The 21,919-nt window shown below is 58.2% G+C and carries 26 protein-coding genes; 7 read left to right on the top strand and 19 right to left on the bottom strand.

What is annotated here, in order from left to right; translation table 11 throughout:
* Positions 1-177 precede the first annotated feature (177 nt).
* Complete coding sequence (gene lnt, locus AC27HQ_RS01680; protein ID WP_487154077.1) at positions 178-1,818, top strand: apolipoprotein N-acyltransferase; 1,641 nt, start codon at positions 178-180, stop codon at positions 1,816-1,818.
* Here the strand turns inward: lnt and AC27HQ_RS01675 are convergent.
* A complete protein-coding gene (locus AC27HQ_RS01675) occupies positions 1,794-3,005 on the bottom strand; it encodes a BaiN/RdsA family NAD(P)/FAD-dependent oxidoreductase (protein WP_487154076.1) in 1,212 nt (403 codons plus the stop codon). The two genes, lnt and AC27HQ_RS01675, sit on opposite strands and share 25 nt — an antisense overlap.
* Positions 3,006-3,110: 105 nt before the next feature.
* Between AC27HQ_RS01675 and AC27HQ_RS01670 the strand changes: the two genes are divergently transcribed.
* The gene (locus AC27HQ_RS01670; RefSeq protein ID WP_487154075.1) at positions 3,111-3,377 is read left to right on the top strand and encodes an RNA recognition motif domain-containing protein; all 267 of its coding nucleotides are present in this window, start codon (positions 3,111-3,113) and stop codon (positions 3,375-3,377) included.
* Positions 3,370-3,597: a VF530 family protein gene (locus AC27HQ_RS01665; protein WP_487154074.1), complete on the top strand. Its 228-nt coding sequence runs from the start codon at positions 3,370-3,372 to the stop codon at positions 3,595-3,597. The genes AC27HQ_RS01670 and AC27HQ_RS01665 overlap by 8 nt, the downstream gene beginning before the upstream one ends.
* Here AC27HQ_RS01665 and AC27HQ_RS01660 read toward each other — a convergent pair.
* Positions 3,566-4,666 (bottom strand): rhomboid family intramembrane serine protease, encoded by a 1,101-nt coding sequence (locus tag AC27HQ_RS01660; protein ID WP_487154073.1) that lies wholly within the window; start codon positions 4,664-4,666, stop codon positions 3,566-3,568. The two genes, AC27HQ_RS01665 and AC27HQ_RS01660, sit on opposite strands and share 32 nt — an antisense overlap.
* A gap of 58 nt (positions 4,667-4,724) precedes the next feature.
* Positions 4,725-5,177 carry a DUF4231 domain-containing protein gene (locus AC27HQ_RS01655; protein ID WP_487154072.1) on the bottom strand — a complete coding sequence of 151 codons (453 nt, stop codon included), beginning with the start codon at positions 5,175-5,177 and terminating at the stop codon, positions 4,725-4,727.
* A gap of 136 nt (positions 5,178-5,313) precedes the next feature.
* On the opposite strand from AC27HQ_RS01655, the gene AC27HQ_RS01650 reads away from it, so the two are divergent.
* Positions 5,314-5,490 carry a DUF6435 family protein gene (locus AC27HQ_RS01650; RefSeq protein ID WP_487154071.1) on the top strand — a complete coding sequence of 59 codons (177 nt, stop codon included), beginning with the start codon at positions 5,314-5,316 and terminating at the stop codon, positions 5,488-5,490.
* A gap of 2 nt (positions 5,491-5,492) precedes the next feature.
* Here the strand turns inward: AC27HQ_RS01650 and AC27HQ_RS01645 are convergent, their stop codons facing one another.
* The 7 genes from AC27HQ_RS01645 to AC27HQ_RS01615 all read right to left on the bottom strand — a co-directional run bounded on the left by AC27HQ_RS01645 (position 5,493) and on the right by AC27HQ_RS01615 (position 10,692).
* Positions 5,493-6,827 carry a sensor domain-containing protein gene (locus AC27HQ_RS01645; protein WP_487154195.1) on the bottom strand — a complete coding sequence of 445 codons (1,335 nt, stop codon included), beginning with the start codon at positions 6,825-6,827 and terminating at the stop codon, positions 5,493-5,495.
* Between the two features lie 162 nt (positions 6,828-6,989).
* Positions 6,990-7,400 (bottom strand): hypothetical protein, encoded by a 411-nt coding sequence (locus AC27HQ_RS01640; RefSeq protein WP_487154070.1) that lies wholly within the window; start codon positions 7,398-7,400, stop codon positions 6,990-6,992.
* Between the two features lie 144 nt (positions 7,401-7,544).
* Positions 7,545-8,063, bottom strand: coding sequence for a hypothetical protein (locus tag AC27HQ_RS01635; protein ID WP_487154069.1), 519 nt, complete (start codon positions 8,061-8,063; stop codon positions 7,545-7,547).
* Positions 8,064-8,188: 125 nt separating this feature from the next.
* The gene (locus AC27HQ_RS01630) at positions 8,189-8,449 is read right to left on the bottom strand and encodes a hypothetical protein (protein WP_487154068.1); all 261 of its coding nucleotides are present in this window, start codon (positions 8,447-8,449) and stop codon (positions 8,189-8,191) included.
* A 233-nt stretch (positions 8,450-8,682) separates the two neighbouring features.
* Complete coding sequence (locus AC27HQ_RS01625; RefSeq protein ID WP_487154067.1) at positions 8,683-9,384, bottom strand: hypothetical protein; 702 nt, start codon at positions 9,382-9,384, stop codon at positions 8,683-8,685.
* 65 nt (positions 9,385-9,449) lie between these two features.
* The gene (locus AC27HQ_RS01620; protein ID WP_487154066.1) at positions 9,450-9,779 is read right to left on the bottom strand and encodes a hypothetical protein; all 330 of its coding nucleotides are present in this window, start codon (positions 9,777-9,779) and stop codon (positions 9,450-9,452) included.
* Positions 9,780-9,873: 94 nt separating this feature from the next.
* A complete protein-coding gene (locus tag AC27HQ_RS01615) occupies positions 9,874-10,692 on the bottom strand; it encodes a hypothetical protein (RefSeq protein WP_487154065.1) in 819 nt (272 codons plus the stop codon).
* A 129-nt stretch (positions 10,693-10,821) separates the two neighbouring features.
* On the opposite strand from AC27HQ_RS01615, the gene AC27HQ_RS01610 reads away from it, so the two are divergent.
* A complete protein-coding gene (locus tag AC27HQ_RS01610) occupies positions 10,822-11,532 on the top strand; it encodes an alpha/beta fold hydrolase (protein WP_487154064.1) in 711 nt (236 codons plus the stop codon).
* Here the strand turns inward: AC27HQ_RS01610 and AC27HQ_RS01605 are convergent, their stop codons facing one another.
* The 5 genes from AC27HQ_RS01605 to AC27HQ_RS01585 form a co-directional block, all read right to left on the bottom strand.
* A complete protein-coding gene (locus AC27HQ_RS01605) occupies positions 11,533-12,111 on the bottom strand; it encodes an NAD(P)H-dependent oxidoreductase (RefSeq protein ID WP_487154063.1) in 579 nt (192 codons plus the stop codon).
* 63 nt (positions 12,112-12,174) lie between these two features.
* A complete protein-coding gene (locus tag AC27HQ_RS01600; protein ID WP_487154062.1) occupies positions 12,175-12,549 on the bottom strand; it encodes a MerR family transcriptional regulator in 375 nt (124 codons plus the stop codon).
* A gap of 4 nt (positions 12,550-12,553) precedes the next feature.
* On the bottom strand, positions 12,554-12,880 hold the full coding sequence (locus AC27HQ_RS01595) for a hypothetical protein (RefSeq protein WP_487154061.1): 327 nt from the start codon (positions 12,878-12,880) through the stop codon (positions 12,554-12,556).
* A gap of 81 nt (positions 12,881-12,961) precedes the next feature.
* Positions 12,962-13,285: a hypothetical protein gene (locus tag AC27HQ_RS01590; protein WP_487154060.1), complete on the bottom strand. Its 324-nt coding sequence runs from the start codon at positions 13,283-13,285 to the stop codon at positions 12,962-12,964.
* 174 nt (positions 13,286-13,459) lie between these two features.
* Positions 13,460-15,637 (bottom strand): malate synthase G, encoded by a 2,178-nt coding sequence (locus AC27HQ_RS01585; RefSeq protein ID WP_487154059.1) that lies wholly within the window; start codon positions 15,635-15,637, stop codon positions 13,460-13,462.
* 167 nt (positions 15,638-15,804) lie between these two features.
* On the opposite strand from AC27HQ_RS01585, the gene bipL reads away from it, so the two are divergent.
* On the top strand, positions 15,805-16,734 hold the full coding sequence (bipL, locus tag AC27HQ_RS01580) for a phospholipase BipL (protein ID WP_487154058.1): 930 nt from the start codon (positions 15,805-15,807) through the stop codon (positions 16,732-16,734).
* A 31-nt stretch (positions 16,735-16,765) separates the two neighbouring features.
* Here bipL and AC27HQ_RS01575 read toward each other — a convergent pair whose 3' ends face one another.
* Positions 16,766-17,509, bottom strand: coding sequence for a DUF2059 domain-containing protein (locus tag AC27HQ_RS01575; RefSeq protein WP_487154057.1), 744 nt, complete (start codon positions 17,507-17,509; stop codon positions 16,766-16,768).
* Positions 17,510-17,622: 113 nt separating this feature from the next.
* On the opposite strand from AC27HQ_RS01575, the gene AC27HQ_RS01570 reads away from it, so the two are divergent.
* Positions 17,623-18,258 carry a 2OG-Fe(II) oxygenase gene (locus AC27HQ_RS01570; protein WP_487154056.1) on the top strand — a complete coding sequence of 212 codons (636 nt, stop codon included), beginning with the start codon at positions 17,623-17,625 and terminating at the stop codon, positions 18,256-18,258.
* A 21-nt stretch (positions 18,259-18,279) separates the two neighbouring features.
* On the opposite strand, the gene AC27HQ_RS01565 is transcribed toward AC27HQ_RS01570, so the two are convergent.
* The 3 genes from AC27HQ_RS01565 to serA form a co-directional block, all read right to left on the bottom strand.
* On the bottom strand, positions 18,280-19,212 hold the full coding sequence (locus AC27HQ_RS01565) for a response regulator (RefSeq protein ID WP_487154055.1): 933 nt from the start codon (positions 19,210-19,212) through the stop codon (positions 18,280-18,282).
* The gene (locus AC27HQ_RS01560) at positions 19,213-20,517 is read right to left on the bottom strand and encodes an ATP-binding protein (RefSeq protein WP_487154054.1); all 1,305 of its coding nucleotides are present in this window, start codon (positions 20,515-20,517) and stop codon (positions 19,213-19,215) included. It lies immediately after the preceding gene.
* Between the two features lie 161 nt (positions 20,518-20,678).
* Positions 20,679-21,908: a phosphoglycerate dehydrogenase gene (serA, locus tag AC27HQ_RS01555; RefSeq protein WP_487154053.1), complete on the bottom strand. Its 1,230-nt coding sequence runs from the start codon at positions 21,906-21,908 to the stop codon at positions 20,679-20,681.
* Positions 21,909-21,919 lie beyond the last annotated feature (11 nt).

Here is a 21,919-nt window from a genome sequence, read left to right as displayed (position 1 = left end):
AGGATACCGATTTTTGCAGCGCCGGGCAGTGCTCTGTGGCATAAAACCTCGGCTGCCGCGTCGCCTTTTCACCCGAACAGGGTATTGTTGCTGCAGGGGGTGCTGACTACCGTGGAGCTTTCATGCTGATTGGTCATGCGCTGACCAATTCTCTTCAGCCAACTCCGGAGGTCGGCAATGTCACGGCTTGATCCCGCGATCATTGCGTTGGGTGGTCCTGTCAGTCAACTCGAGTCCATGTCACTGGGCCTGTCTCTGCCGGTGCGCATATTGTTGGCACTCGCTGGCGGTTTCCTGATGGGGGTGCCCTGGTTCGACCAGGATCTGTATTGGACTGCCTGGATTGGCAGTGTGCCCTTGCTGTTTGCGCTGCATCAGGTGCGTCTGCCGACAGCGCTGATGCTGGGCTGGCTGAACGGAATTGCCTACTTCGCCGTCGCCAGTTACTGGATCGTCGAATTCCTGATGAATCTGCGCGACTTCAGCTGGTCCAGTGCGCTGTTACTGGGTTTTCTGTTCTGGTGCTACGCCGGTCTGTCTATTGCGTTGTCCTGCCTGCTGTTCCGCTGGGTGTCCCGCCGCCTGCCCGCCTGGGATCTGCTGAGTTTTCCCGTCTGTATGGTTGCCATCATGGGCTTTTATCCGCTGTTGTTTGGCGTGTATTACGCCGAAGCCCAGGCGCGTTTTCTATTGGCCCTGCAGGGTGTGTCGCTGTTTGGCGTGCAGAGTCTGGACATGCTGATGCTGATGACCAGCATGCTGATCTTTCAAGTACTGACCCTGAAACAGCCAGGGCTGTGGCCAGGCAAGCTGGCAGGTGCCTTGGTGCTGGTTGTGTGGTTTGTTTTCGGGCTGGTATCGCTGGATCGCTGGGACCAGCGCATGCAGAGCTGGGATGTACGGCAGATCGGGCTGGTGCAGCCCAATGATGCGGTGACGCTGGATGTGCCCGAACCGCCCAAGGGCTTCAGTCGCGAATACCCTGAAGAAATGGCGGCAACCGAGCGTCTGGTCGAGGCGGGTGCCGAAGTGGTTGTCTGGCCCGAAGCGCGTTACAAGGGCTACTTTGATCTTTACAGCGTGCGTCTGGGTTATATCGAGGCGGTGCGCAAACTTGGCGTTTCGCTGATTTTCCATGATGCCGAGAGTGCCTGGCATGAAGGCGAAGAGCATAACTACAACTCATTGGTGCACCTTGATGAAGAGGGTGACCAGCTGGGCGTTTATCGCAAAATGCTGCGCATGCCCTTTGGTGAGTATCTGCCGGCCTTTTTCCATCTGCCCGGAGTCAGTTGGTTGACGCAGCAGTTCTTTGGCGAGTTTCTGCGGCCACTGCAAGCGGGCACCGTGCATGAGATATTCGAGGTCAAGGGTATGCGCATGGTGCCCAAGATCTGTTACGAAACGGCCTTCCCGCGTTTTATAGCCGATAGCATAGGCAACGATGCAGCCGGCAAGGTGCTGCTCTTCGTATCCCAGGATAACTGGTTTGGCGAGAGTACCCAGCCGTTCCAGCACAGCGCCATGTCAGTGGTGCGTGCGGTAGAGAACCGAGTGCCGATGATCCATCTGATCAATAACGGACCCTCGGTGGTGGCCGCGCCCAACGGTCGACTGATTGCCAGTACCGAGGCGTTTGTTCGCTCCGAGCAGGTGGTTGCCATGCCTTACTCGGCGACGTCGGGCGGCAGTCTGTACAGTCGTCATCCGTTACTGGTGAAAATCTTCATGTATTCGGTACTGGCCCTGCTGATTCTGGCGGGATCCTATCGGATTATTCGCCTCAGGCTCGATCAGACCGACAAGCCGGCGCTGTGACCGGATGACCAGGCCCACTGGAAGTTGAAGCCGCCCAGGTGACCGGTGACATCCAGTACCTCGCCGATGAAATACAGGCCCGGCTGTTTTTTTGCTTCCAGGGTCTTGGAACTGATCTCACTGGTATCTACGCCGCCCAGTGTCACCTCGGCGGTGCGATAACCTTCGGTTGCCGAGGGTTTTACCGACCAGCCCTGCAGCTGTTCTGAAAGCTGGGTCAGCAGCTTGTCGCTGCATTCGGCCAGGGGCAGTTCGTCGGCCTGTGGGCACCATAGACTGATCAGCTCATTGACCAGTGCCTTGGGCAGTTTTTGCGCCAACAGGGTTTTCAGGCGCGTGCGGCCTTGCAGACGCTTGTTTTCCAGCAGCCACTCTGTGGTCTGCAGGTCGGGTAGCAGATCAATATCCAGTGGTTGGCCAGGTAGCCAGTAATTGGAAATCTGCAGCATGCTCGGGCCACTCATGCCACGGTGAGTAAACAGCATGTTTTCCCTGAAGCTGGTGCCGTTGCAGCTGACCCGCACCTCCAGCGCCAGTCCGCTCAGACGCTCGCACAGGGCCTTGGTGGTATCGCTGAACATGAAAGGCACCAGCCCGGCTCGGCGCTCGGTCAGTTTCAGACCAAACTGCTCGGCCAACTGGTAGCCGATGCCACTGCCGCCGAGGGTCGGCACCGAGAGGGCGCCGGTCGCGACGACCAGTGATTCACAGGCCATCTTCTGCAGTCGCCCGTTGCTCTCGACCTCAAGCTGAAAGCGCAGGGGCGGCTTTTCCAAGGTAGTGACCGTCTGTACTTCGCACAGCGTTCGGATCTGCACGCCGGCCTGCTCGCACTCCTCTACCAGCATAGTGACGATGTCCTTGGCGGAGTCGCGGCAAAACAACTGGCTGTGCTTGCGCTCCTCGTAGGCGATACGATGCTTTTCCACCAGACTGATGAAGTCCCATTGGCTGTAGCGCGACAGCGCGGCCTTGCAGAAATGCGGATTGGCCGAGATAAAGTTGTCCGCTTCAATAATCTGGTTGGTGAAATTGCAGCGCCCACCCCCAGACATAAGGATCTTCTTGCCTACCTTGTTGGCGCGCTCCAGCACCAGCACCCGGCGGCCGCGTTGTGCGGCAGTAAAGGCACACAGCAGGCCTGAGGCACCGGCACCGAGAATGATTACATCGTGGGATTCTTGCACGGGATAGGTCCATCGTCAGGGACGCAGAGTATAACCCTGCAGCGAGGCTGCCTGCACCGCTCTGCAGCGGGTATACTCTGTGTCTGACTTTACAAGGCTGAAAAAATGAAAATCCTGATTCGCAATCTGTCGCGTAGCACCACTGAAGCCGAGCTGCGTACCCTGTTTGAAGGGCACGGGCTGGTGAGCGCCTGCACCCTGGTGATGGACAAGGTAACCGGCGGTTCCAAGGGCTTCGGTTTTGTCGAGATGCCCAGACATGACGATGCCAAGAGCGCTATCAAGGCGTTGAACGGGCTGGACGTGGCCGGCAGCAAAATCCGCGTCAAGCGCGACGAGTCCGAGGCTACTGGGGGCAAGTCGGATGCCTGATCCACTGCATGGTGTGACCTTGCAGGCACTGCTGACCGATCTGGTTGAACGCTATGGTTGGCCGGAGCTGGGTCGGCGTATTCCGATCCGCTGCTTTACCGATCAGCCGAGTATCAAGTCCAGCCTGACCTTTCTGCGCAAGACCGCCTGGGCGCGCGAGAAGGTCGAGGCTTTGTATGTGCAGAGCCTTAGCGACGCAGGCGCGCCTCGGGTGCGTTGAGCAGCCGGACCAGCGGGTTGTCACGTTCTATAAGCGTTTTCAGCTTGCGGCCCAGAAGCAGACCGAAGGCAAAGCCGGCCAGGTGAGCCATAAAGGCTACGCCGCCCTGGCCAGAAAACATGCCGAAGAGGTTCAGGCCGCACCAGATGAGAAAATACCAGTGCGGAGCCAGCTTCTTCTGGAATACCAGGATCATGAAGGTCAGGCTGGAATAACGGAACCACATCAGATAAAGGCCAAAAAGCGCGGCTATTGAACCGCTTGCGCCGACCAGCAACAGGCGTTCGCCGCCGAGCAGATGAAACCAGGTCAGCTCGGCCAGCGCCGCAACAGCGCCGGCCAGCAGATACAACGCCAGGAAGCGCCAGTGGCCCAGCACGTCCTCGATGTTGTCGCCGATGATCCACAGAAAATACATGTTGCCGATCAGGTGCAGCCAGCCGCCGTGCAGGAACTGGTAGCTGAGCAGTTGCAGCAGCATGCTCGGGGTGCCAACCGTGTCGGTCTGCACGGCATAGGTGTTGAGCAGCCATTGCTCTGTACCTGGGCTAACCAGGCCAAGCACAAATACCAGGCTGCAGAGCACAATCATCGTATAGGTCACCCAGGGCGTTCGATGACTGGCAACGTTGTATTCCACCGGCATCTGGGTCAGGAACTGGAATAGCCAGGAGCGCCAGTTGATGCCTTTATTGAGACTTTTCATGGCCTCGATGATGCGCGGTGAGTGCAGTACCTGATCCACTTCGGCATGGTCGATCCATACCCCATCACAACCCGTGCAACGGTCGATTTCAACCTCGTAATCGGCGAGCAGGTAGTGGTGTTCCATGGCGATATCGCAATGGCGGCATTGCCGCTGGCCCGTGCCCAGGCGTTTGCCTAGATGGCTGACGTGGCAGTGTTCCTGGATATCCGGATCAAAACCGCTGATCAAGTCATTCAGTTCGCCATCTTCAAACCACAGGCCCTGGCACGTGGTGCACTGGAATACGTGCTGGTCCTGGAAGGGCACTTCGGTCAGGGTGCGGGTCAGGCAGTGTGGGCAGCGGGAGCGCAGGCGAGGCATCGGCAATGAGTTCCTTTCAGTGTCAGTCGCAGATAATGCGATGTCTGGCGCCAGCGGATCAAGTAGTGCCTGTTGCTGGTTTGTCCGGATTGGCAATCTGTTGATGCCAGTTTTCGGCGGAATGACCCAGAATGCGTTGCATTTGCTCGAATACCGCTTCTATGTCGTGGGTGACGTTGTCTTCGCCGAGCCGAAACAGCGCTTCACGTTTCAGGTCGATCAAGGCGTAGAGGATGCTGCGTTCATGGACCCAGAGGTCAGCCGGGTTGTGCAGGCCCTCGAGCGAGGTGATCAGGCCAATCAGTGCGGATACCGCGACAATGCCCAGGCTGATGCCCAGATTGGACTCGGGAAAGCTGATCGACAGGGCCGCCAGCAGGGTAGACAAGGCAGTCAGGACAAAGATGCCATAGCGCATGCGCCGGTACATCTGCTTATGCCGGGTGGACTCCTTGTCAAAAACGCTGATTTTGTCGTCCAGTTCCTTGAACACAAAGGCTCTCTTGTCCACGCTCAATCTCCCTTTTGCCTGGGCCGGTGACTACGTGCTTTGTTACACAAGGCAGGCCGCTAACCCGGCCAGCTTGGCGTAAGCTTGATGCATCAGTTATAGCTGACCAATATTGAGCTGACCAATGGGGGCAAGCATGTTTGGATTGTTCAAGACCGATCCGGTCAAGAAAATGCGCAAGGAGTATAACGCCAAGCTGGAACAGGCCATGCAGGCGCAGCGCAATGGCGATATTCGCAGCTATTCGATGCTGACTGCTGAGGCGGACGCGCTATGGAAGACCCTGGAACCACTGGAGAAGGCCAAAGGGTGACGTCAGGTCTTTGTGTCGGGGTCTGCGGCCAGTGCTGACTGGTTGCCACCACGGCGTTTGGCCTGATACATCGCCTTGTCCGCCGCCTGCATGAGTGCGTCCTGGGCTTCGCCGTGATCGGGAAAGAGGGCAATGCCAATGCTGGGGATCATCTCCAGTTCCAGTCCGTCGAGCAAGAATGGACTGTTCATGGTCATGCGCACCTTCTCCGCGATGGTCGACGCATGGCCAGCCTGCTGTATCTGCTCCAGCAGAATGATGAACTCGTCGCCACCGATGCGCGCCACGGTATCGGCATCGCGAGTGCAGGTCTTCAGGCGCTCGGCGACGGCCTGTAGCAAGCGGTCGCCGATCGGGTGGCCGAAGGCATCATTGACCTCCTTGAACTTGTCCAGATCCATGTACAGCAGGGCAAAATGGCTGCGCGTACGTTGCGCGCGCAGCAATGCCTGCTCAAGACGGTCATACAGCAGGACACGATTGGGCAGGCCGGTCAGTTGATCATGGTGCGAGAGATACTGCAGACGCGACTGCATTTGCATGCGCATTATCGCCGAGGCAATCTGGGTAGAAACGAAGTGCAGTAATTCCTTGTTTTTGTTGTTATAGCGCAATAGTGCCGAGCTGCCATGAATCACCAGCGCGCCAAAGCTGCCCTCCTTGCTGCTCAAGGGGACCGCCAGCCAGTTTCCCGGATCGGGGTTGTCCCCGAGAAGCTGGCGGCGCACCTCGGGTAAGGAGTCGGGTGTCAGCAGCAGCGGCTCTGAGTGCGCAATGACATCAGTGCACAAACGCCTGGTTTCAATGCGCTCAGACTCGCCATCCTGGCCGTCCTGGTCGACATAGTAGGGGAACATCAGCTCGCCGTCCTGGTCGTCACGCAGGGCAATGGCGAACAGGCTGACGGGTAGCAGGTCGGCAATGATCCTGTGAATCTGCTGAAACAGGGCGCTGAGGTGCTCGGAGCGGTTGGCGGCCTCTGAAATGGCGTAGACCGCAGCCTGCATGGCCTCGGTATGCTTGCGCTCGGTGATGTCATGGGCCACGGCCACGCGCAGTTGCTCTTCTTCCGACCAGCTGGCCGACCACATGATGTATGCCAGTTGACCATCCTTGCGCACATAGCGGTTCTCGAAATGATTCTTCTGCCGTCCCTGCATGACTTCATGGGCAGTCTTGAGGGTGGCCTCCAGATCGTCAGGGTAAATGAGCTCAAGCATCGAGCGACCGACCAACTCGTCGCGGGTATAGCCAAAGATACGTTCACAGGCTGCGCTGACATAGACAAAGTTGCCCTCTGCATCGACAACGCAGATGGCATCCAGTAGCAGATCCATCACCTTGGGAGAGGGTGAGTACACATCGGCCTCGTGCATAGGGTGTGATTTGCAGCGGCTGTGCTGAGAAGCAAAGCCGCACTAAAGCAAAGTGCCATTAGTGAGTCTAGTTGAAATGTGTCTGGCTGACTAAGAAAATCATGCCGGAGAAAGGCGCCAGCGTCAGATATCAACCGCCATATGCCAACGCACCTGGTTACGCTGCAATACTTCGAGGATGTGCTGATATTCTTTCAGGTCATCCAGAACCGCCTGTTGTCCTTCCAGCTCATTGGGATGCGCTGACAGGTATTCACGCAGGGCTTTTACGGTCTTTAGGCCTTCTTCGGGGTGGAACCATTCTTCATCCGGAGTATCCAGAGGTTCATCGGCATCCTCACCCAGATAGGCTTCCAGCAGCATGGCGGTCTCGACCGGATCAACACTGAAGAAGTCCATCAGTGGACGCACGCCGAGCTCCAGGCACAGTGACTCCAGACGAGCCTCGTCGGCATGGGCAATCGATTTGCCATTGCAAAAGATATCCAGACCGTCCACATCCGTTTCGGCGGCAATATACCAGGCAAGTCCCATGTTGCGGCTCTCGTGTTGATTCTGAGGGGGCCCTGCATTCTGCTGTCAGGGACAATGAATTAATAGGCTCAATGATGCCTTTTTGCCGCCACAGCCGACAAGGCTGTATCTGTGAGCCAGGTCTTGCTTTGTAGAAATACTTGTTCAGCTCGGATCGTTCATGTTGCCACAGCGGATCTTGGGAAGGTGCTGGGCAAAGACAAAGACCTCCAGACCTTCAAAACGGGAATACAACTCATCCACATTCAGGCTCAGGGTATAGTGTCCTTCTGGCAGGAAAACGGTACCGGCAATGAACTTGATCGGGTCCGGGCCGTAGCGCATGGGTAGGTCGGGCCCGCCAATCACCCGCTGATGAAAAAGCCTTTCTCCGTCCAGATTGTGCAGGGTAAGGCGATAACGTGCAGGTAGATTGATATTGTTGAAGCCATTGCCAAAGACATTGTCGATCCTTGCCTGATCGCCATCCAGGCTGCGAAATCCCAAACCGATTTCATGGCTGCAGGCTTGGGTAACCTTGAAATCGATCAGTTGCTCGGATCCGAGCGTGAGCTCAACGGGGGTCTCACGGTACTTGCGGTCCGGGCTGAGCATCAGATAACCGAGACCGACAATCATAAGAACCAGTGCCGCGGCGATGACCAGTAGCCTGAATGGCTGCATCAGCGCAGCCATCATGATTCAGTAACCGTTGGCGACTGAGTCGGTAGTGGCAAAGGGTGGGCTGAGTGGCAGGAACTGGGCGGCAATGAAAGCAGGTACGGGTTGATCATCTTTGCAATAGGTGCTCAGTGGTTGGCTGTATTCATATTCCGCAGCCTGCGGCCCATGCTGATGGTCCTTATAATGCAGCAGGCTTCAATGACTATGCCGGCAAGCAGCAGGCCGTAGAGCATCAGCGGTTCATTCAGCAGTGGGTGAAAGGCGTTGCCGTTGGCAATAAACAGGCCGTACAGCGCCAGAATCAGGCACAAGGTGCCAGGTAGGCCGGCGATCTGAGTCAGCACAATTTCCTTGCGTATTGCTGCTGGAGAAGTAGGGCGTGCCATAGATTGACTTCCTGTCCTTGTAAATCATCTGACAGGTTTAATAGCACAGTGGACCAAGTGGCGTCATCTGCACAGGGGGGTTGGATGGCCAAAGCGTGACAGGGTTGACGGCATTAGGTTGATTTGGGCTTGCATTGACCCTTGCGAAACAGCTGTCAGCGCTTTCCAGCTCAGGTGTCAGCGCAATCCGAGCTGGTTGCGCTGACATTCAACAGGACGCTGGTGATTCTGTCTCAGCGTTTGATTACTTCTTCGCGAACGATGGCTGAACCGCGTTGCAGCATGCTGCCGGTGGCATTGCCCAGGTAGGTTGAAATGGCCTTGTCGGCAATCACAGACGCGCTTTGAGCCAGTTTGTCGAGGATGTCCTGATTGACTTCCTTGAGGCTTTCGGTTTTCTCGATAACGATATGCGGCTGAAATGCCGGGATACCATTGACCAGCAATTGATACTGGTAACCGATGACAGACTTGTTGGCGTTCCAGAGTATGCCGGTGGTTTTCTCAATGCGCACATAGGGCTGAATTCTGACGCTGAAGGCTTTGGTCTGTGATTCAAGTTCCGCCCGTGCCAGTCGCTTGCCATTCTCTTCAGCCTGCTGGCAATCGCGTACGCATTGTTCGCGCAGCTCGGAGCGCAGATTGGTGATTTCAATCTGATGGTCTTTTTCGCGCAGTGACTTCCCGGCCTCGATACCTTCCTGCAAATACTGCTCGCGCGCCAGTTTCAGTTGTTCATGGTGCTGGATTTCCATCTGGTTCTTGGCTTGCAGAAAGCCCGCTTCGTTGGTGTGAATCTGCCGCTCCAGCGCATGGGTATTGTTCTGGTGCTCCGCCTGTGTCCTTGCGGCCTGGGCAAGCCGGCCTCTGACGGCCAGAAAGCTCAGGGCCAGTGTGGCAAGGATGCTGATGACGGCGGTAAGGATAATGTCCATGGTTCATGTCTCTGGGTGTATGTGTTGGGCTGGCGCGCTCTGCAGGGGGCAAGCCCGGTTCCCGCTTATTCCATCGCCATTCCGAGGAGTAAGACGAACAAGGTGCCCAGGATAGTCACGCTGGCAAATACAGTGCCGAGGATGGCGAAGACTTTTTTCCGATCGCGCTGAAAGAGCGCGCCTATGCCCAGGCCGAGTGATAGCAGCGCAGCACCCAGAAAGGCGAACAGAAGCAAACCAATAACCATGGCGCCAACCGAGTTTTCATCAATACCGCCGGGGGTGCTGAGCTCAATGGCGCCGGCGAGGATGATCAGGATGAAAATCAGTACTGCAGAGGCAAGGCTGGTGATAAAGGCAGCAATGCCCAGACCCGAGTGTTTCAGTTGTTCCATAACCGCTCCTTTATTGTGGCGTAGCCCTCAGTGCAACCGGATTTATGCGTTCGATTTAAATGGAATGCAAGTGCTGATGCAGGCTTTAAACGGGTCATTGCTGCTCGCTGGGCTGGTCTGCCTGGTTGAGTATCTGCTGCAATTGTTCGGCAATCAGACCCTCATGCCGGGCCAGCTGATCTTCACAAATTTGGCGAACCTGTGGGTGCTGGCGGGCGTTGGCGGTGAGTGACCAGCGTGCAGCGCCGCTGGTGGCCATCAACATCAGTCCAGCACCACCCATGGCCAGGACTTCATCTTTCTTGCTGGCATCCAGCCAGGGCAGGGTGTCAATGATGTTGGCCACCGGCTGACTACTGCCGGTGGCAAAGAAATAACCCCACAGCGCATCCAGCAACCAGGGGCCTCGCTCAGCGGGGACTTCGAGCAAACTCAGGGGTTCGCTGGTGATAAAGGGGTAGGCCTGCACTAAAGCAGGGTGTTGGTTCAGGCCCGCCGCCACCAGTGATGTTGACTCGTTGTCCGGGAGATTGGCGTACCAGATGCCAATCAGAACCAGGCCAAAGGTCGTCTCGTCCAGTGTCGCAAGGTCATCAATCAGACGTTCTGCCAGGCCGGGATGGTGGCTGGATACCCCGGCGATAAAACCGAAAAGGGCTGGGCCTGATTTGTTCGGCTCGCTGAAAACCCCTGCCTCTGCAGCCTGCCGCAGCATGGGCGCGATCCGCTCGGGCTCAGGTTGCAGGTAGTAATGGCTGAGCCAGGCGCTGAAAGCATCACGGGGCATATCCTGTGTGGCGGCTTGGGGGTGGGTGCCGTACGTCAGCAGCAACAGAAACAGAAAAAGAGACGGCAGCAGGCGCGACAAGGATAGGGGAAAGTGGCGGCGTCCAGCTATGAGGGTGTAAGGCATGCAGGGTATATCCTTCCGTGGTTCAGTCTGGTGAGCTGGCTGCGCCTGTCTGGTGCCGATGCCGGCATGTGATTATTATCGAGCAAAGCCTGTGTTGACTTTAACCCCTTTTACGCAAGGATCCCAGCCATGTCGGCTGCTACTGTCCCCTTGATTCTGCTGCCTGGCCTGCTCTGTGATGATGCCTTGTGGGCGCATCAGGTGGCCCACCTTGCCGATGTGGCCATACCGCATGTGGCTGACTTGGGCGATGCAGACACGTTGCCGATGATGGCGGCGGCCATTCTGCGACAGGCACCTGAACAGTTTGCTCTGGCGGGTTTGTCCATGGGCGGTTACCTGGCGCTGGAGATACTCAGGCAGGCGCCTGGCCGGGTTGTGCGGCTGGCGTTGCTGGCAACCCATGCCCGGGCTGATAGCCAGGAACAGACTGAGCGCCGTCGGCGTTTGCAACGGTTGGCGCAGACCGGGCGTTTTGCCGCCGTTGCGCCCTTGATGCTGACGCAGTTGCTGCATCCCGAGCATGTGCAGGACCCGCAGCCCTCGTCAGTCTTTCTGGCCATGGCTGAGCGCGTTGGCGCTGCAGCCTTTGTACGTCAGCAGCAGGCCATACTCGAGCGAGTCGACAGTCGCGAACTGTTGCCCACTATCCGCTGCCCAACCCTGCTGATCTGTGGTGCCCAGGATCCGCTGGTACCCAGAGCCTTGATGCAGGAGATGGTCGAGGCGATACCCTGTGCGCAACTGGCGGTGATTGACGGTGCCGGGCATCTGTTGCCTCTTGAACAGCCGCAGGTGGTAACCGCACTGCTGCGTGACTGGCTGCAGCGTCCACTCTGATCAAGCCCGCTGGCCGAGTTGCCGGGCCTTTTCCAGCCAGATTCCACGTTGCTTGTCGCTTGATCCGCGTACCGGGCCGAACTCGGCAATGTTCACCGGTTTGATGCCGCTGAATTCCAGAATGGTGCGACGCATCTGGTTGTGCGCGGGCATGCGGTATACCCAGCGGTAGTACCAGGGCGGGGTATCCATGCACACCAGTAACTGAGCAGAGCGTCCGGTCAGCAGGCGGTCCCAGAGAATCGAGTTGTTGCGGTAGCGAAAGGCAAAGCCGGGCAGAAATGTCCGGTCAAGGAAGCCCTTGAGCAGCGCTGGCATGGCGCCCCACCAGATCGGGTAGGCAAACACCAGATGGTTGGCCCAGCGGATGGCATCCTGGGCGGTCTCAAGATCCGGTTCCAGCGCCTGGCTGCCGCGGTAGCCCAGGTGCAGTATCGGGTCGAATACAAGGTCGCCGAGGGCAATAAAGCGCACGTCGTGTCCCGCCTTGGTGGCGGCCTCGGCATAGGCTTTAGCCAGTGCGGCGTTCAAGCTGTCTCGGTTGGGGTGGCCAAGCAAGACCAGAATACGTTTGCCCATGGGCGGTTACCTGTGACTGTGAAAGACTTGTTGACAGCATAAAGCTGCCCCCTAGGGTTCAAGTCAAGTCGGTTCGTGGCAGCTCAGACCTGGATGACAGATCACTTCCTGTTGCAAGGCCGCCAGTTGCCTGTCCAGTCGTTGGGCATGACGTATGTCGGCCTGAAGCTGACTGCGCTTGGTGGCGATCAACGCGGTCATCAGCGTCATGGGCAAGCTGCCCTGGCTGGCTGTGGTGGTAATCAGGGCCGCCATGTCGCGCAGACTGAAGCCCAATTCGCGAGCGCGTTTGATCAGGCAGATCAGGTCGGCATCAGCCTGGGTATAGATGCGATAACGCCCTTTGCGTTGGGGGGCGGGGAGGAGTCCCATGGCTTCATAGTGTTTGATTGCCTTGCGGGTTACGCCGGTCAAATCTGCAAGTGCACCGATATACATGATGTCAGTCTTGGTCCGGGGGGGTGTCAGGTTCAGACCGGGTTAAGCGGAGTGCTTCCGCGCGGTGGTTCCAGGCGGCTGCAAAGCTGATGCGAAACAGCAGAAAAAAACTGGCCCAGCCAAAGGCCAGACTGGCGAGCAGGCTCCCAGGCGTGTCGAACTGCCCGGCCAGCGCCACCAGGACCCCCGTCAGCGTGCCGAACACCGGGGTCATCTTCAGCACGACCAGGGTGTTGATAGGCTGATCTTTGGCCGGACGACAGCGCAACAGGGGCCACCAGCTCCAGTCCATGTCATTTAGCTGGTTCATGATGTTGATCAACGTCTTCATTGAGGCCTCATGGCGAGTGGGTGCGCTGCAGGGGTCTGTTTACCTTAGCAGCTCGGACTAGGGTGCGCAGCACTTGAGATTTCAGGCCTCTGGTGCACAGGGCTGAACAAAAAGCACATGCTGTCTGAAGGGTTGCAGGTAGCCGATGCTCAATACATCAAACAATACCCACAAAGGCGTGCCGCACTCGAGCTGCTGGCTGTTTCGGCCTGGTTTAAGGGTAATGGCCTTGCTGCAGATATCGGTTTTTGGCAGTTGCAACTGCAGGTTCACCGGTTGATCAGGCAGCACCATCTCCAGGGTCTGGCGCTCATCCAGCCGCGCGGCGCGCTCGCCATCAATGAGAACATCCAGGGCCATCTGTCGGGCCATGAATCCGGGGCGTCGGTACAGTGTGATATGCATGCTGAAAGGCTTCATTGATTCTTGTTCGGCGGCACTATAGCAAAAGCACCCGGGCGCAACCTGCGGCCAGCGTCACGTTTTTGTCATTCAGCGACCCTGTCTGCAGGGCAAAAAAAAGCCCCGACACAAGGTCGGGGCTGTTGATGGCCGGTGATGTCCGGTCATCAGATACGATCAGCGTTCGTAACGGGCCTTGAACTCGCGGCGACGGCGGTGCAGAACCGGTTCGGTGTAACCGTTCGGCTGCTTGCACCCTTCGATGCACAACTCAACGGCGGCCTGGAACGCGATGCTGTCGTCAAAGTTCGGTGCCATCGGCTTGTAGGCCGGATCACTGGCGTTCTGGCGGTCAACAATAGGCGCCATGCGCTTCATGGTTTCCATGACCTGAGCTTCGCTGCAGATGCCATGGCGCAGCCAGTTGGCGATGTGCTGGCTGGAGATGCGCAGTGTGGCGCGGTCTTCCATCAGGCCAATGTCGTTGATGTCCGGTACCTTGGAGCAACCAACACCCTGGTCAATCCAGCGCACCACGTAGCCGAGAATGCCCTGGGCATTGTTGTCCAGCTCCTGTTGAATCTGCTCGGCAGTCCAGTTGGTCTCAGGCGCCAGCGGAATGCTCAGGATATCATCGACCGAGGCCGGTGCGCGCTTGGCAAGCTCGGCCTGGCGCTCGGCCACATTGACCTGGTGGTAGTGCAAGGCATGCAGGGTAGCTGCGGTTGGCGAGGGTACCCACGCGGTATTGGCGCCGGCCATGGGATGGGCAATTTTCTGTTCGAGCATGGCGGCCATCAGATCCGGCATGGCCCACATGCCTTTGCCGATCTGCGCACGACCTTTCAGACCTGCGGCCAGGCCGATATCGACGTTGCTGTTCTCGTAGGCGCTGATCCACTTGGCGCCCTTGATATCGCCCTTGCGAATGAAGGCGCCGGCTTCCATGGAGGTATGGATTTCGTCGCCAGTGCGATCCAGGAAGCCGGTGTTGATAAACACCACGCGCTCACTGGCCGCCTTGATGCAGGCCTTGAGGTTGACCGTGGTGCGGCGTTCTTCATCCATGATGCCGACCTTGAGGGTATTGCGCTTCAGGCCCAGCAGGTCTTCCACGCGACCAAAGATTTCAGTGGTGAAGGCAACCTCTTCCGGCCCGTGCATCTTCGGCTTGACGATATATACCGAGCCACAGCGTGTGTTCTTGCGGCTGTTGTTGCCGTTCAGGTTGTGGATAGCGATCAAGCTGGTGATGACGCCATCCAGGATACCTTCGGGCATTTCATTGCCGGCGCCATCGAGGATGGCTTCGTTGGTCATCAGGTGGCCGACGTTACGCACAAACAGCATGGAGCGACCGTGCAGGGTCAGCGTCGAGCCATCAGGCCGGGTGTACTCGCGATCAGGATTCATGGTGCGGGTAAAGGTGCTGCCGCCCTTGTTGACGCTTTCAGCCAGATCGCCCTTCATCAGACCAAGCCAGTTGCTGTAGACGACTACCTTGTCATCAGCATCGACCGCGGCAACCGAGTCTTCGCAGTCCATGATGGTGGTCAGGGCGGACTCCATAAGGATGTCCTTGACGCCAGCGGCATCGGTTTGGCCGACATTGCTGCTTGGATCGATCTGGATCTCGAAGTGCAGGCCATTGTGCTTGAGCAGCAGGCCCTCAGGCTGGCTGATGTTGCCGGTGTAGCCGACAAACTGAGCCGGGTTCTGCAGGCCGGAGCGGCTGCCGTTGCTGAGGCTTACCGACAGTTGGCCATCCTGGATCTGGTAGGCCGTGGCGTCAACATGCGAGCCGTTGGCCAGCGGAGCGGCCTGGTCGAGGAAGGCGCGGGCGAAAGCGATGACCTTGTTGCCACGGATTTCGTTGTACCCCGGGCCCTTGGTGGCGCCGCCTTCTTCAGAGATGGCATCAGTGCCATACAGGGCATCATACAGGGAACCCCAGCGGGCGTTGGCGGCGTTCAGTGCGAAACGCGCGTTCATCACCGGCACGACCAGCTGCGGACCAGCGAGGACGGCAATTTCCTCATCGACGTTTTCGGTCGTGATTTTGAAGTCGGCCGGCTCAGGCAACAGATAGCCGATGTCCTGCAGGAAGGCTTTATACTCGACAGCGTTGTGCGCCTGACCGGCACGCGCCTGATGCCAGGCATCGATTTGCGCCTGCAGGGCATCGCGCTTGGCCAGCAAGGCCTTGTTTTTCGGTGCCAGGTCATTCAGAAGGGTTTCAAATCCAGCCCAGAAGGCGGCAGCATCGACCCCGGTGCCGGGGATGGCCTGTTGGTTGATGAAATCGTGGAGAACCTTGGCAACTTGCAGGCTGCCAACTTGGACGCGTTCAGTCATGGAAAACCCTCACTCTGCAGACAACCTGCGCACTTCTGGCAGGACGTGGAATTTGGAGACGCAGCATATTACACGATGATCGGTTGCAAATCATGTTCAAAGCATGGAATTCTGATGCTCCGTTTGTCCGTCTCGATCTATTCGAGCCACCGAACTTTGGAATCTGAATGGATCAGGCTTTTTTTGATTTGCTGGTAGAGCGCTTGCCCGAGCTGCAGCCAGGATTGACCATGGATGATGATGCTCAACGCTATGCAGCGTTTTACGGCATTGACTTCAGTGCCCAGGCTGACCAGCATCTGGGCCTGGTTCAGGTCGATGAATACAGCGTAGCGGTCCAGGTCTGGTTGCCTCCTGATGCCCGTGGCAGTCTGATCATATTGCACGGCTATTACGACCATATGGGCCTGTACCAGCATTTGATCGGCTGGGCGCTGGCGCAGGGGTTGGCAGTTATGGCTTTCGATTTGCCCGGACACGGTCTGTCCAGCGGGGCGCGGGCGAGTATTGATTGTTTTCTCAGTTATCAGCGGGTTCTGGACGAGGTGTTGTTACGGGCGGCCAGTTGGGCGTTGCCGGCACCCTGGCATCTGCTTGGGCAAAGCACTGGCGGGGCGATAATTATCGACAAGCTGCTACACGGGCCGCTACCCGAAGAGTTGGGCCAGACCATTCTCATGGCGCCGCTGATCCGACCTCGTCAGTGGGCGGTGTCACAGCTTGGGCTCAAGTTGCTTGGCGGCTTTGTACAGCAGCTGGGCCGGCGTTATACCGCCAACTCCAGCGATCAGGCCTTTCTCGATTTCATTCGCAGAGAGGATCCCCTGCAGCCGCTGGTTCTGTCAGTGGCCTGGGTGCAGGCCCTGGAGCGATGGATTCCGCGTATCGAGCAAGCACCGGGCAGCACGCATCGGCCCCTGATTGTGCAGGGGCAGATGGACCGAACGGTGGATTGGCAGCACAACATCAACGTGCTTCAGCAGAAATTCAGTGATCCGCAGGTGTTCTATTTACCGCAGGCGCGCCATCACCTGGCCAATGAGGTTCAGGTCTATCGCAAGGCTTATCTGGACTGGCTGGCTGAACGACTGCGCTGACCCCTTATCATCTGAGCAATAACCCGCTTTCTCAGGGGTTGAGAGCATCTCGGGCGGCCAGCTCCATCGCGCGCAGTGTGGTGCTACCCTGGCTTGACTGACTCCAATCCAGATAGGCGCGTAGCTCGCTGTCACTCAAATCACGATACACATGCGCCAGGGTGTTGGGTAGATTCGACTGCATCTGGTTGCGCAGGGCGTCACGATTGCCGCTCATCAACTCCCCTGGGACCTGGAAAAGACCACCGAGCAGGTCATTGGCACTCTGTGTGGCCAGATTGGCCAGCGCCATCGACACTTCCACGCCCAGTTCAAGCGCCGGCAGGCTGCGGCTCAATTGCTCAATCAGCTGCTGACGCTCCGGGCTAAGGGGTTGCGCGGGCAGGCCACGCTGTATCGCGGCAATTGAAGCCGGTGCGGTTGCCCTGGTTTCAGCCTGAACCACCTTGCGGCCGAGGGGGGTATTGAAAAACGCCACGGCATCTCGTTGAGCGTTGTCATCCAGAGCCACGGCCAAACGCGTACGGGCACGATTGTGCATGCCCTCGGCGGCAAATCGCTGGTTGCTCTGGCGTACCAGGCTTTCGTGCACGGAACGCGGAAGCTGTTGGGCATAGCGTTGCTGTGCGGCAGCCAGGGCAAGCTGAAAGTGGCTCTGGTGGATCGACATGCCCGACAGGTCATAGAGATCGGTGCTGGCACGTGCGTTCAGGCTCAGCAGCATCAGGCTGGAGAGTAAGGTCATGATCATCAGATGAAGCGGAGTCAGGCGCATGGTTTCTCGTGGGCAAATGTATTGGGATGGGGCTTGTTCGGCGCTGTGCAGAGGATACAATGGCGCGTGGCCTGGTCAGGCCGTCTTTTCGTCCTTCTTCTGAGTCTTTTATCATGACCGAGTTCCCTGCGGCGCTGGGTGAATGCTTTGTGCGTGTGTCTGATGATCTGGCGCTGCAGGGCTGGTCAATTCAAGCTGACGCCCTGCCGAGGGAGCTGGCGAGCAGTCTTGCCGCAGTTTGTCGGGCCCTGTGGTGCAATGATGACCTGACCCCGGCGGCCATCGGTCAGGCAGGAGAGGCGCTGGTGATGCCGACCATTCGCGGTGACTACACGCGCTGGCTTGACGACTGTCCGCCCTGCGCCGCCAACGCGGCTTATCTGACCATCATGGAAGGTTTGCGCTGCAGCCTGAATCGCAGTCTGTTTCTCGGTCTGGACAATTTTGAGACCCACTACGCCCTGTACCCGCCGGGGGCCGGTTATCGCAAGCACCTGGACCGATTCAAGGGCAATCCGCTGCGCATGGTGTCGGTGGTGGCCTATCTGAATGCCGATTGGCAGCCGGGAGATGGCGGCGAGTTGCGTTTGCACTTGCCGGGTCGAACCCTGGATGTGGCGCCTCTCGCGGGCACCTTGGCAGTGTTCATGAGTGACAGCATCCTGCATGAGGTGCTGCCCGCCCAGCGCGAGCGGGCCAGTCTGGTTGGCTGGTTCCGCCGCCGTCCGGATAACCCGCTGCAGCGTTGAGCAGCAGACACGCGCGCCTGCTCAGGCGCTGAGGCGTTGGCGCAGGCGTCCGAGCATGCCCATGAAGTTGCTGACGCCCCGTTGCTCCTCGGCAGCACGGGGCACTTCGGCCTGCTGCAGGACCGGTGCGGCAGGTTGTTGCCGGGCTTCCTCAACGCGGGTTACGGCTGTCCTGATGGCTCGCTCAAGCATGCCTCGGCGAATCGGTTTGGGCAGATAGCGGAAAATCTGCGCCTGGTTGATCAGCTTGAGCAGCAGCTCGGTATCCTGAAACGGCGTGATGACGATACTCAGTAATTGCGGATGCGCTTGTGCCAGGGTCATCAACAAGGGTCGCAAGTCATCCTTGCCCAGGCGGATGTCGGTGAGCAGGATGTCGATTTCCTCCTCGTTCAAGCGCGCTAAAGCGGCGTCCAGGGTCAGGGCCGTCTGCAGCTGTACGCCCATCTGCTGGCAGATTTCGCTACTCAGTCGTTGATTCTCCGGGTCGTCATCAATCAACAGCAGGCGCATTGGCTTGGGCTTGCTGATGGCGCTGGGCACTGCAACCGGGCCTTTGGCAAAGCGCCGGCGGTGCAGCACAATCTGCGCCGCTTGTGCCAGCGTATCGGCCATGGCCTGCTGGTCCCAGGGCTTGGTCAGGTAGCGGAAAATACCGCCATTGTTGAGGGCCTCGACAGCCGCATCCAGATCGGAGTAGCCGGTCAACAGGATGCGCAGACTGTTGGGATAGCGTTCCTGTACCTGCTCAAGAAGCTGACTGCCGCTCATCTGTGGCATGCGCTGGTCGCTGACGATGATATCCACGGGTTCGTCTTGCAGCCGGGCCATGACCCGCTCGGGATTGGATTCGGTTATGACCTGGTACTGGCGCCGAAACTGCATCGACAGACTTCGCAGAATGCGTTCTTCATCATCGACAAAGAGGATGCGCACGCTATGGGCAGGGGACATTTAGGCACTCCGTTGCAATGACTGGCTTTGGTTGAGCGGCAGGCTGATATCAAAGCGTGTGCCGCGCCCCGGCTCCGAGGCGAAGCGGATAGTGCCGCCGTGCTCCTGAATGATCTTGTAACTGATGGCCAGCCCCAGACCGGTACCCTCACCAACGGCCTTGGTCGTGAAGAAGGGATCGAAAATGCGCTGTTGCACGGCTTTGGGGATGCCCTGACCGTTATCCTGAATCGACAGGTAAGCGTGCTGCTCGTCAGCCCAGCTTTTCACCAGAATCTGCCCGCTACCCTGGATCGCCTGAGCCGCGTTGGTGAGCATGTTGAGCAGCACCTGGTTGATCTGTGAGGGCGTGCAGGTGATGGTCGGCAGTTCACCCAGGCGGGTAATCACCTTGGCCTTGTCCTTCAGGGTGTTGCGGGCAATCACCAGAGCATTGCGGACACAGTCGTTCAGGTCGATATCTTCACTCATGCTGCGATCCAGGCGCGCAAAGTCCTTGAGGCTCACAGCCAGTTCGCCGATCTGCTCAAGACCATACAGGGTGTCGTCCATCAGGGGGGTGAAGTCTTCCTCAAAAGTGGCGGGCGATGCCATCGCGGTGGCGTCCTGGACCCGGACGAAGTGCGCTTCAACCGTCTCGGCAGGGGTGTCCGGATCATTCAGGCAGGCACTCAGCTGCGCCTGAGCGTCAGCCAGTTCCAACAGTGGCTGCACCAGGTCGCGTAGCAGTTGCACGTTGTTCTTCACGTAGCCCAGGGGGGTGTTCAGTTCGTGCGCAACACCCGCAACCATCTGACCCAGCGAGGCCATTTTCTCGGACTGGATCAGATGCGCCTGGGAGTTCTTCAGTTCGCGCAGGGCGCGATTGAGGGCGCGGTTGCGCTGGTCAATACGCAGTTCCATGGCCTTGAGCAGGTCCAGTACGGTGCCCAGCCCCTGATAGTGGCCGGCCTCGTCAACCATAATAAAGTCTTCGGTAATCGGGTACTGCAACTGCGCGGTAACGATGCGCGCAGCCTCGTCCAGTGGCGTGTTGATGGCGATGACCAGCGAATCGGTGTTGACCGCCTCGGTCACCGAGCGCTTGCCCCAGAGATCGCGACCGAAGCGCTGCATGAAAATGTCCTGCAGGCGATAACGGCTGATCAGGCCCAACGGACGTTGCTGGTCATCCACTATGGGCAGGGAAAGGAAAGCCTTGTAGGCAGGTTGCAGCAGTTGGTCGGCAACATCACTGATGATCATGGCCGGACTCAGGGGGTCGACGGCTTTGAGCAGGGCAGCAAGGGAATCAATGGCTGACATGGTGTGGGTTCAGTTGGCAGATTGGAATGCCATTGAACCAGCGCCAGGTTTCCGCCATGTTACAAAAACTGATTGTGCCCCATAAAAAAACAGGACGCCGCCCAAGCCCTGGGCGGCGTCCTGTGGTCTTGCAGCACGGCAGAGCGTGCTTCGCTAGCCTCTTAGAAAAGGACGCGGGAGCGAATGGTACCTTTCACTTCCTGCATTTTTTCCAGAGCCAGCTCGGAGTTGTCGGCGTCAACGTCAATTACCACATAGCCAACCTTGTCGTTGGTCTGCAGGAACTGACCGCAGATGTTGATGCCATTGGCGGCGAACACCTGGTTGATTTCGCTCAGTACGCCTGGAATATTCTGGTGAATATGCAGCAGACGGTGCTGGCCAGGGTGCGAAGGGAGCGCTACCTCAGGGAAGTTGACCGAGGTGATGGAGGTGCCGTTGTCGCTGTAACGGACCAGCTTTTCCGCTACTTCAAGGCCAATGTTGGCCTGGGCTTCAAGGGTTGAGCCGCCAACATGCGGCGTCAGGATGCAGTTGTCGAACTCGCGCAACGGGCTGATGAATTCATCCTTGTTCGAGCGCGGCTCAACCGGGAATACGTCAATCGCAGCGCCGTTCAGGTGCTTGTCGCGCAGGGCCGCTGCCAGTGCATCGATATCCACTACCGTACCGCGCGCGGCGTTGATCAGGATGCCGCCGGGCTTCATGGCGCGGATTTCCTTCTCGCCAATCATCCACTTGGTCGCGGCGGTTTCCGGTACGTGCAGGGTGACGATGTCGGCCTGGTTGAGCAGGTCGGTCAAACTGGCGACCTGAGTCGCGTTCCCCAGCGGCAGCTTGGTGACCACGTCATAGAACAGTACCTGCATGCCCAGCCCTTCAGCCAACACGGACAGCTGAGTGCCGATTGAGCCGTAGCCGACGATGCCCAGCTTCTTGCCGCGGATTTCGTAAGAGTTCTCGGCGCTCTTGATCCAGCCACCGCGGTGGCAGGAGGCGTTTTTCTCGGGCACGCCGCGCAGCAGCAGAATCGCCTCGGCCAGCACCAGTTCGGCTACCGAGCGGGTGTTGGAGTAGGGCGCGTTGAATACGGCTACGCCCATTTCCATCGCCGCATCCAGATCAACCTGGTTGGTGCCGATGCAGAAACAGCCCACGGCGACCAGCTTCTGGGCGTGGCTGAACACCTCGGCGGTCAGTTGGGTGCGCGAGCGGATGCCAATGAAATGGGCGTCGGCAATGGCTTCCTTGAGCTGCTCGTCCGGTAAAGAGCCGGTGTGGTAATCGATGTTGGTGTAACCGGCTGCCTTCAGGGTATCAACGGCAGTCTGGTGTACGCCCTCGAGGAGCAGAAACTTGATCTTGCTTTTGTCCAGCGAGGTTTTGATCATGGTGTCAGGTA

This window comes from Halopseudomonas sp. 4NH20-0008 (genome assembly GCF_057548395.1).
Note: the sequence above shows the minus strand (reverse complement) of the source record. Positions and strands in the feature narration are given on the sequence as shown.

Bases quoted from the DNA above. Each gene is read 5' to 3' on its own strand.
- lnt (WP_487154077.1), top strand. From the start codon at position 178: ATGTCACGGCTTGATCCCGCGATCATTGCGTTGGGTGGTCCTGTCAGT.
- AC27HQ_RS01670 (WP_487154075.1), top strand. From the start codon at position 3,111: ATGAAAATCCTGATTCGCAATCTGTCGCGTAGCACCACTGAAGCCGAG.
- AC27HQ_RS01665 (WP_487154074.1), top strand. From the start codon at position 3,370: ATGCCTGATCCACTGCATGGTGTGACCTTGCAGGCACTGCTGACCGAT.
- AC27HQ_RS01660 (WP_487154073.1), bottom strand. From the start codon at position 4,666: ATGCCTCGCCTGCGCTCCCGCTGCCCACACTGCCTGACCCGCACCCTG.
- AC27HQ_RS01650 (WP_487154071.1), top strand. From the start codon at position 5,314: ATGTTTGGATTGTTCAAGACCGATCCGGTCAAGAAAATGCGCAAGGAG.
- AC27HQ_RS01645 (WP_487154195.1), bottom strand. From the start codon at position 6,827: ATGGATCTGCTACTGGATGCCATCTGCGTTGTCGATGCAGAGGGCAAC.
- AC27HQ_RS01640 (WP_487154070.1), bottom strand. From the start codon at position 7,400: ATGGGACTTGCCTGGTATATTGCCGCCGAAACGGATGTGGACGGTCTG.
- AC27HQ_RS01635 (WP_487154069.1), bottom strand. From the start codon at position 8,063: ATGCAGCCATTCAGGCTACTGGTCATCGCCGCGGCACTGGTTCTTATG.
- AC27HQ_RS01630 (WP_487154068.1), bottom strand. From the start codon at position 8,449: ATGGCACGCCCTACTTCTCCAGCAGCAATACGCAAGGAAATTGTGCTG.
- AC27HQ_RS01625 (WP_487154067.1), bottom strand. From the start codon at position 9,384: ATGGACATTATCCTTACCGCCGTCATCAGCATCCTTGCCACACTGGCC.
- AC27HQ_RS01620 (WP_487154066.1), bottom strand. From the start codon at position 9,779: ATGGAACAACTGAAACACTCGGGTCTGGGCATTGCTGCCTTTATCACC.
- AC27HQ_RS01615 (WP_487154065.1), bottom strand. From the start codon at position 10,692: ATGCCTTACACCCTCATAGCTGGACGCCGCCACTTTCCCCTATCCTTG.
- AC27HQ_RS01610 (WP_487154064.1), top strand. From the start codon at position 10,822: ATGTCGGCTGCTACTGTCCCCTTGATTCTGCTGCCTGGCCTGCTCTGT.
- AC27HQ_RS01605 (WP_487154063.1), bottom strand. From the start codon at position 12,111: ATGGGCAAACGTATTCTGGTCTTGCTTGGCCACCCCAACCGAGACAGC.
- AC27HQ_RS01600 (WP_487154062.1), bottom strand. From the start codon at position 12,549: ATGTATATCGGTGCACTTGCAGATTTGACCGGCGTAACCCGCAAGGCA.
- AC27HQ_RS01595 (WP_487154061.1), bottom strand. From the start codon at position 12,880: ATGAAGACGTTGATCAACATCATGAACCAGCTAAATGACATGGACTGG.
- AC27HQ_RS01590 (WP_487154060.1), bottom strand. From the start codon at position 13,285: ATGCATATCACACTGTACCGACGCCCCGGATTCATGGCCCGACAGATG.
- AC27HQ_RS01585 (WP_487154059.1), bottom strand. From the start codon at position 15,637: ATGACTGAACGCGTCCAAGTTGGCAGCCTGCAAGTTGCCAAGGTTCTC.
- bipL (WP_487154058.1), top strand. From the start codon at position 15,805: ATGGATCAGGCTTTTTTTGATTTGCTGGTAGAGCGCTTGCCCGAGCTG.
- AC27HQ_RS01575 (WP_487154057.1), bottom strand. From the start codon at position 17,509: ATGCGCCTGACTCCGCTTCATCTGATGATCATGACCTTACTCTCCAGC.
- AC27HQ_RS01570 (WP_487154056.1), top strand. From the start codon at position 17,623: ATGACCGAGTTCCCTGCGGCGCTGGGTGAATGCTTTGTGCGTGTGTCT.
- AC27HQ_RS01565 (WP_487154055.1), bottom strand. From the start codon at position 19,212: ATGTCCCCTGCCCATAGCGTGCGCATCCTCTTTGTCGATGATGAAGAA.
- AC27HQ_RS01560 (WP_487154054.1), bottom strand. From the start codon at position 20,517: ATGTCAGCCATTGATTCCCTTGCTGCCCTGCTCAAAGCCGTCGACCCC.
- serA (WP_487154053.1), bottom strand. From the start codon at position 21,908: ATGATCAAAACCTCGCTGGACAAAAGCAAGATCAAGTTTCTGCTCCTC.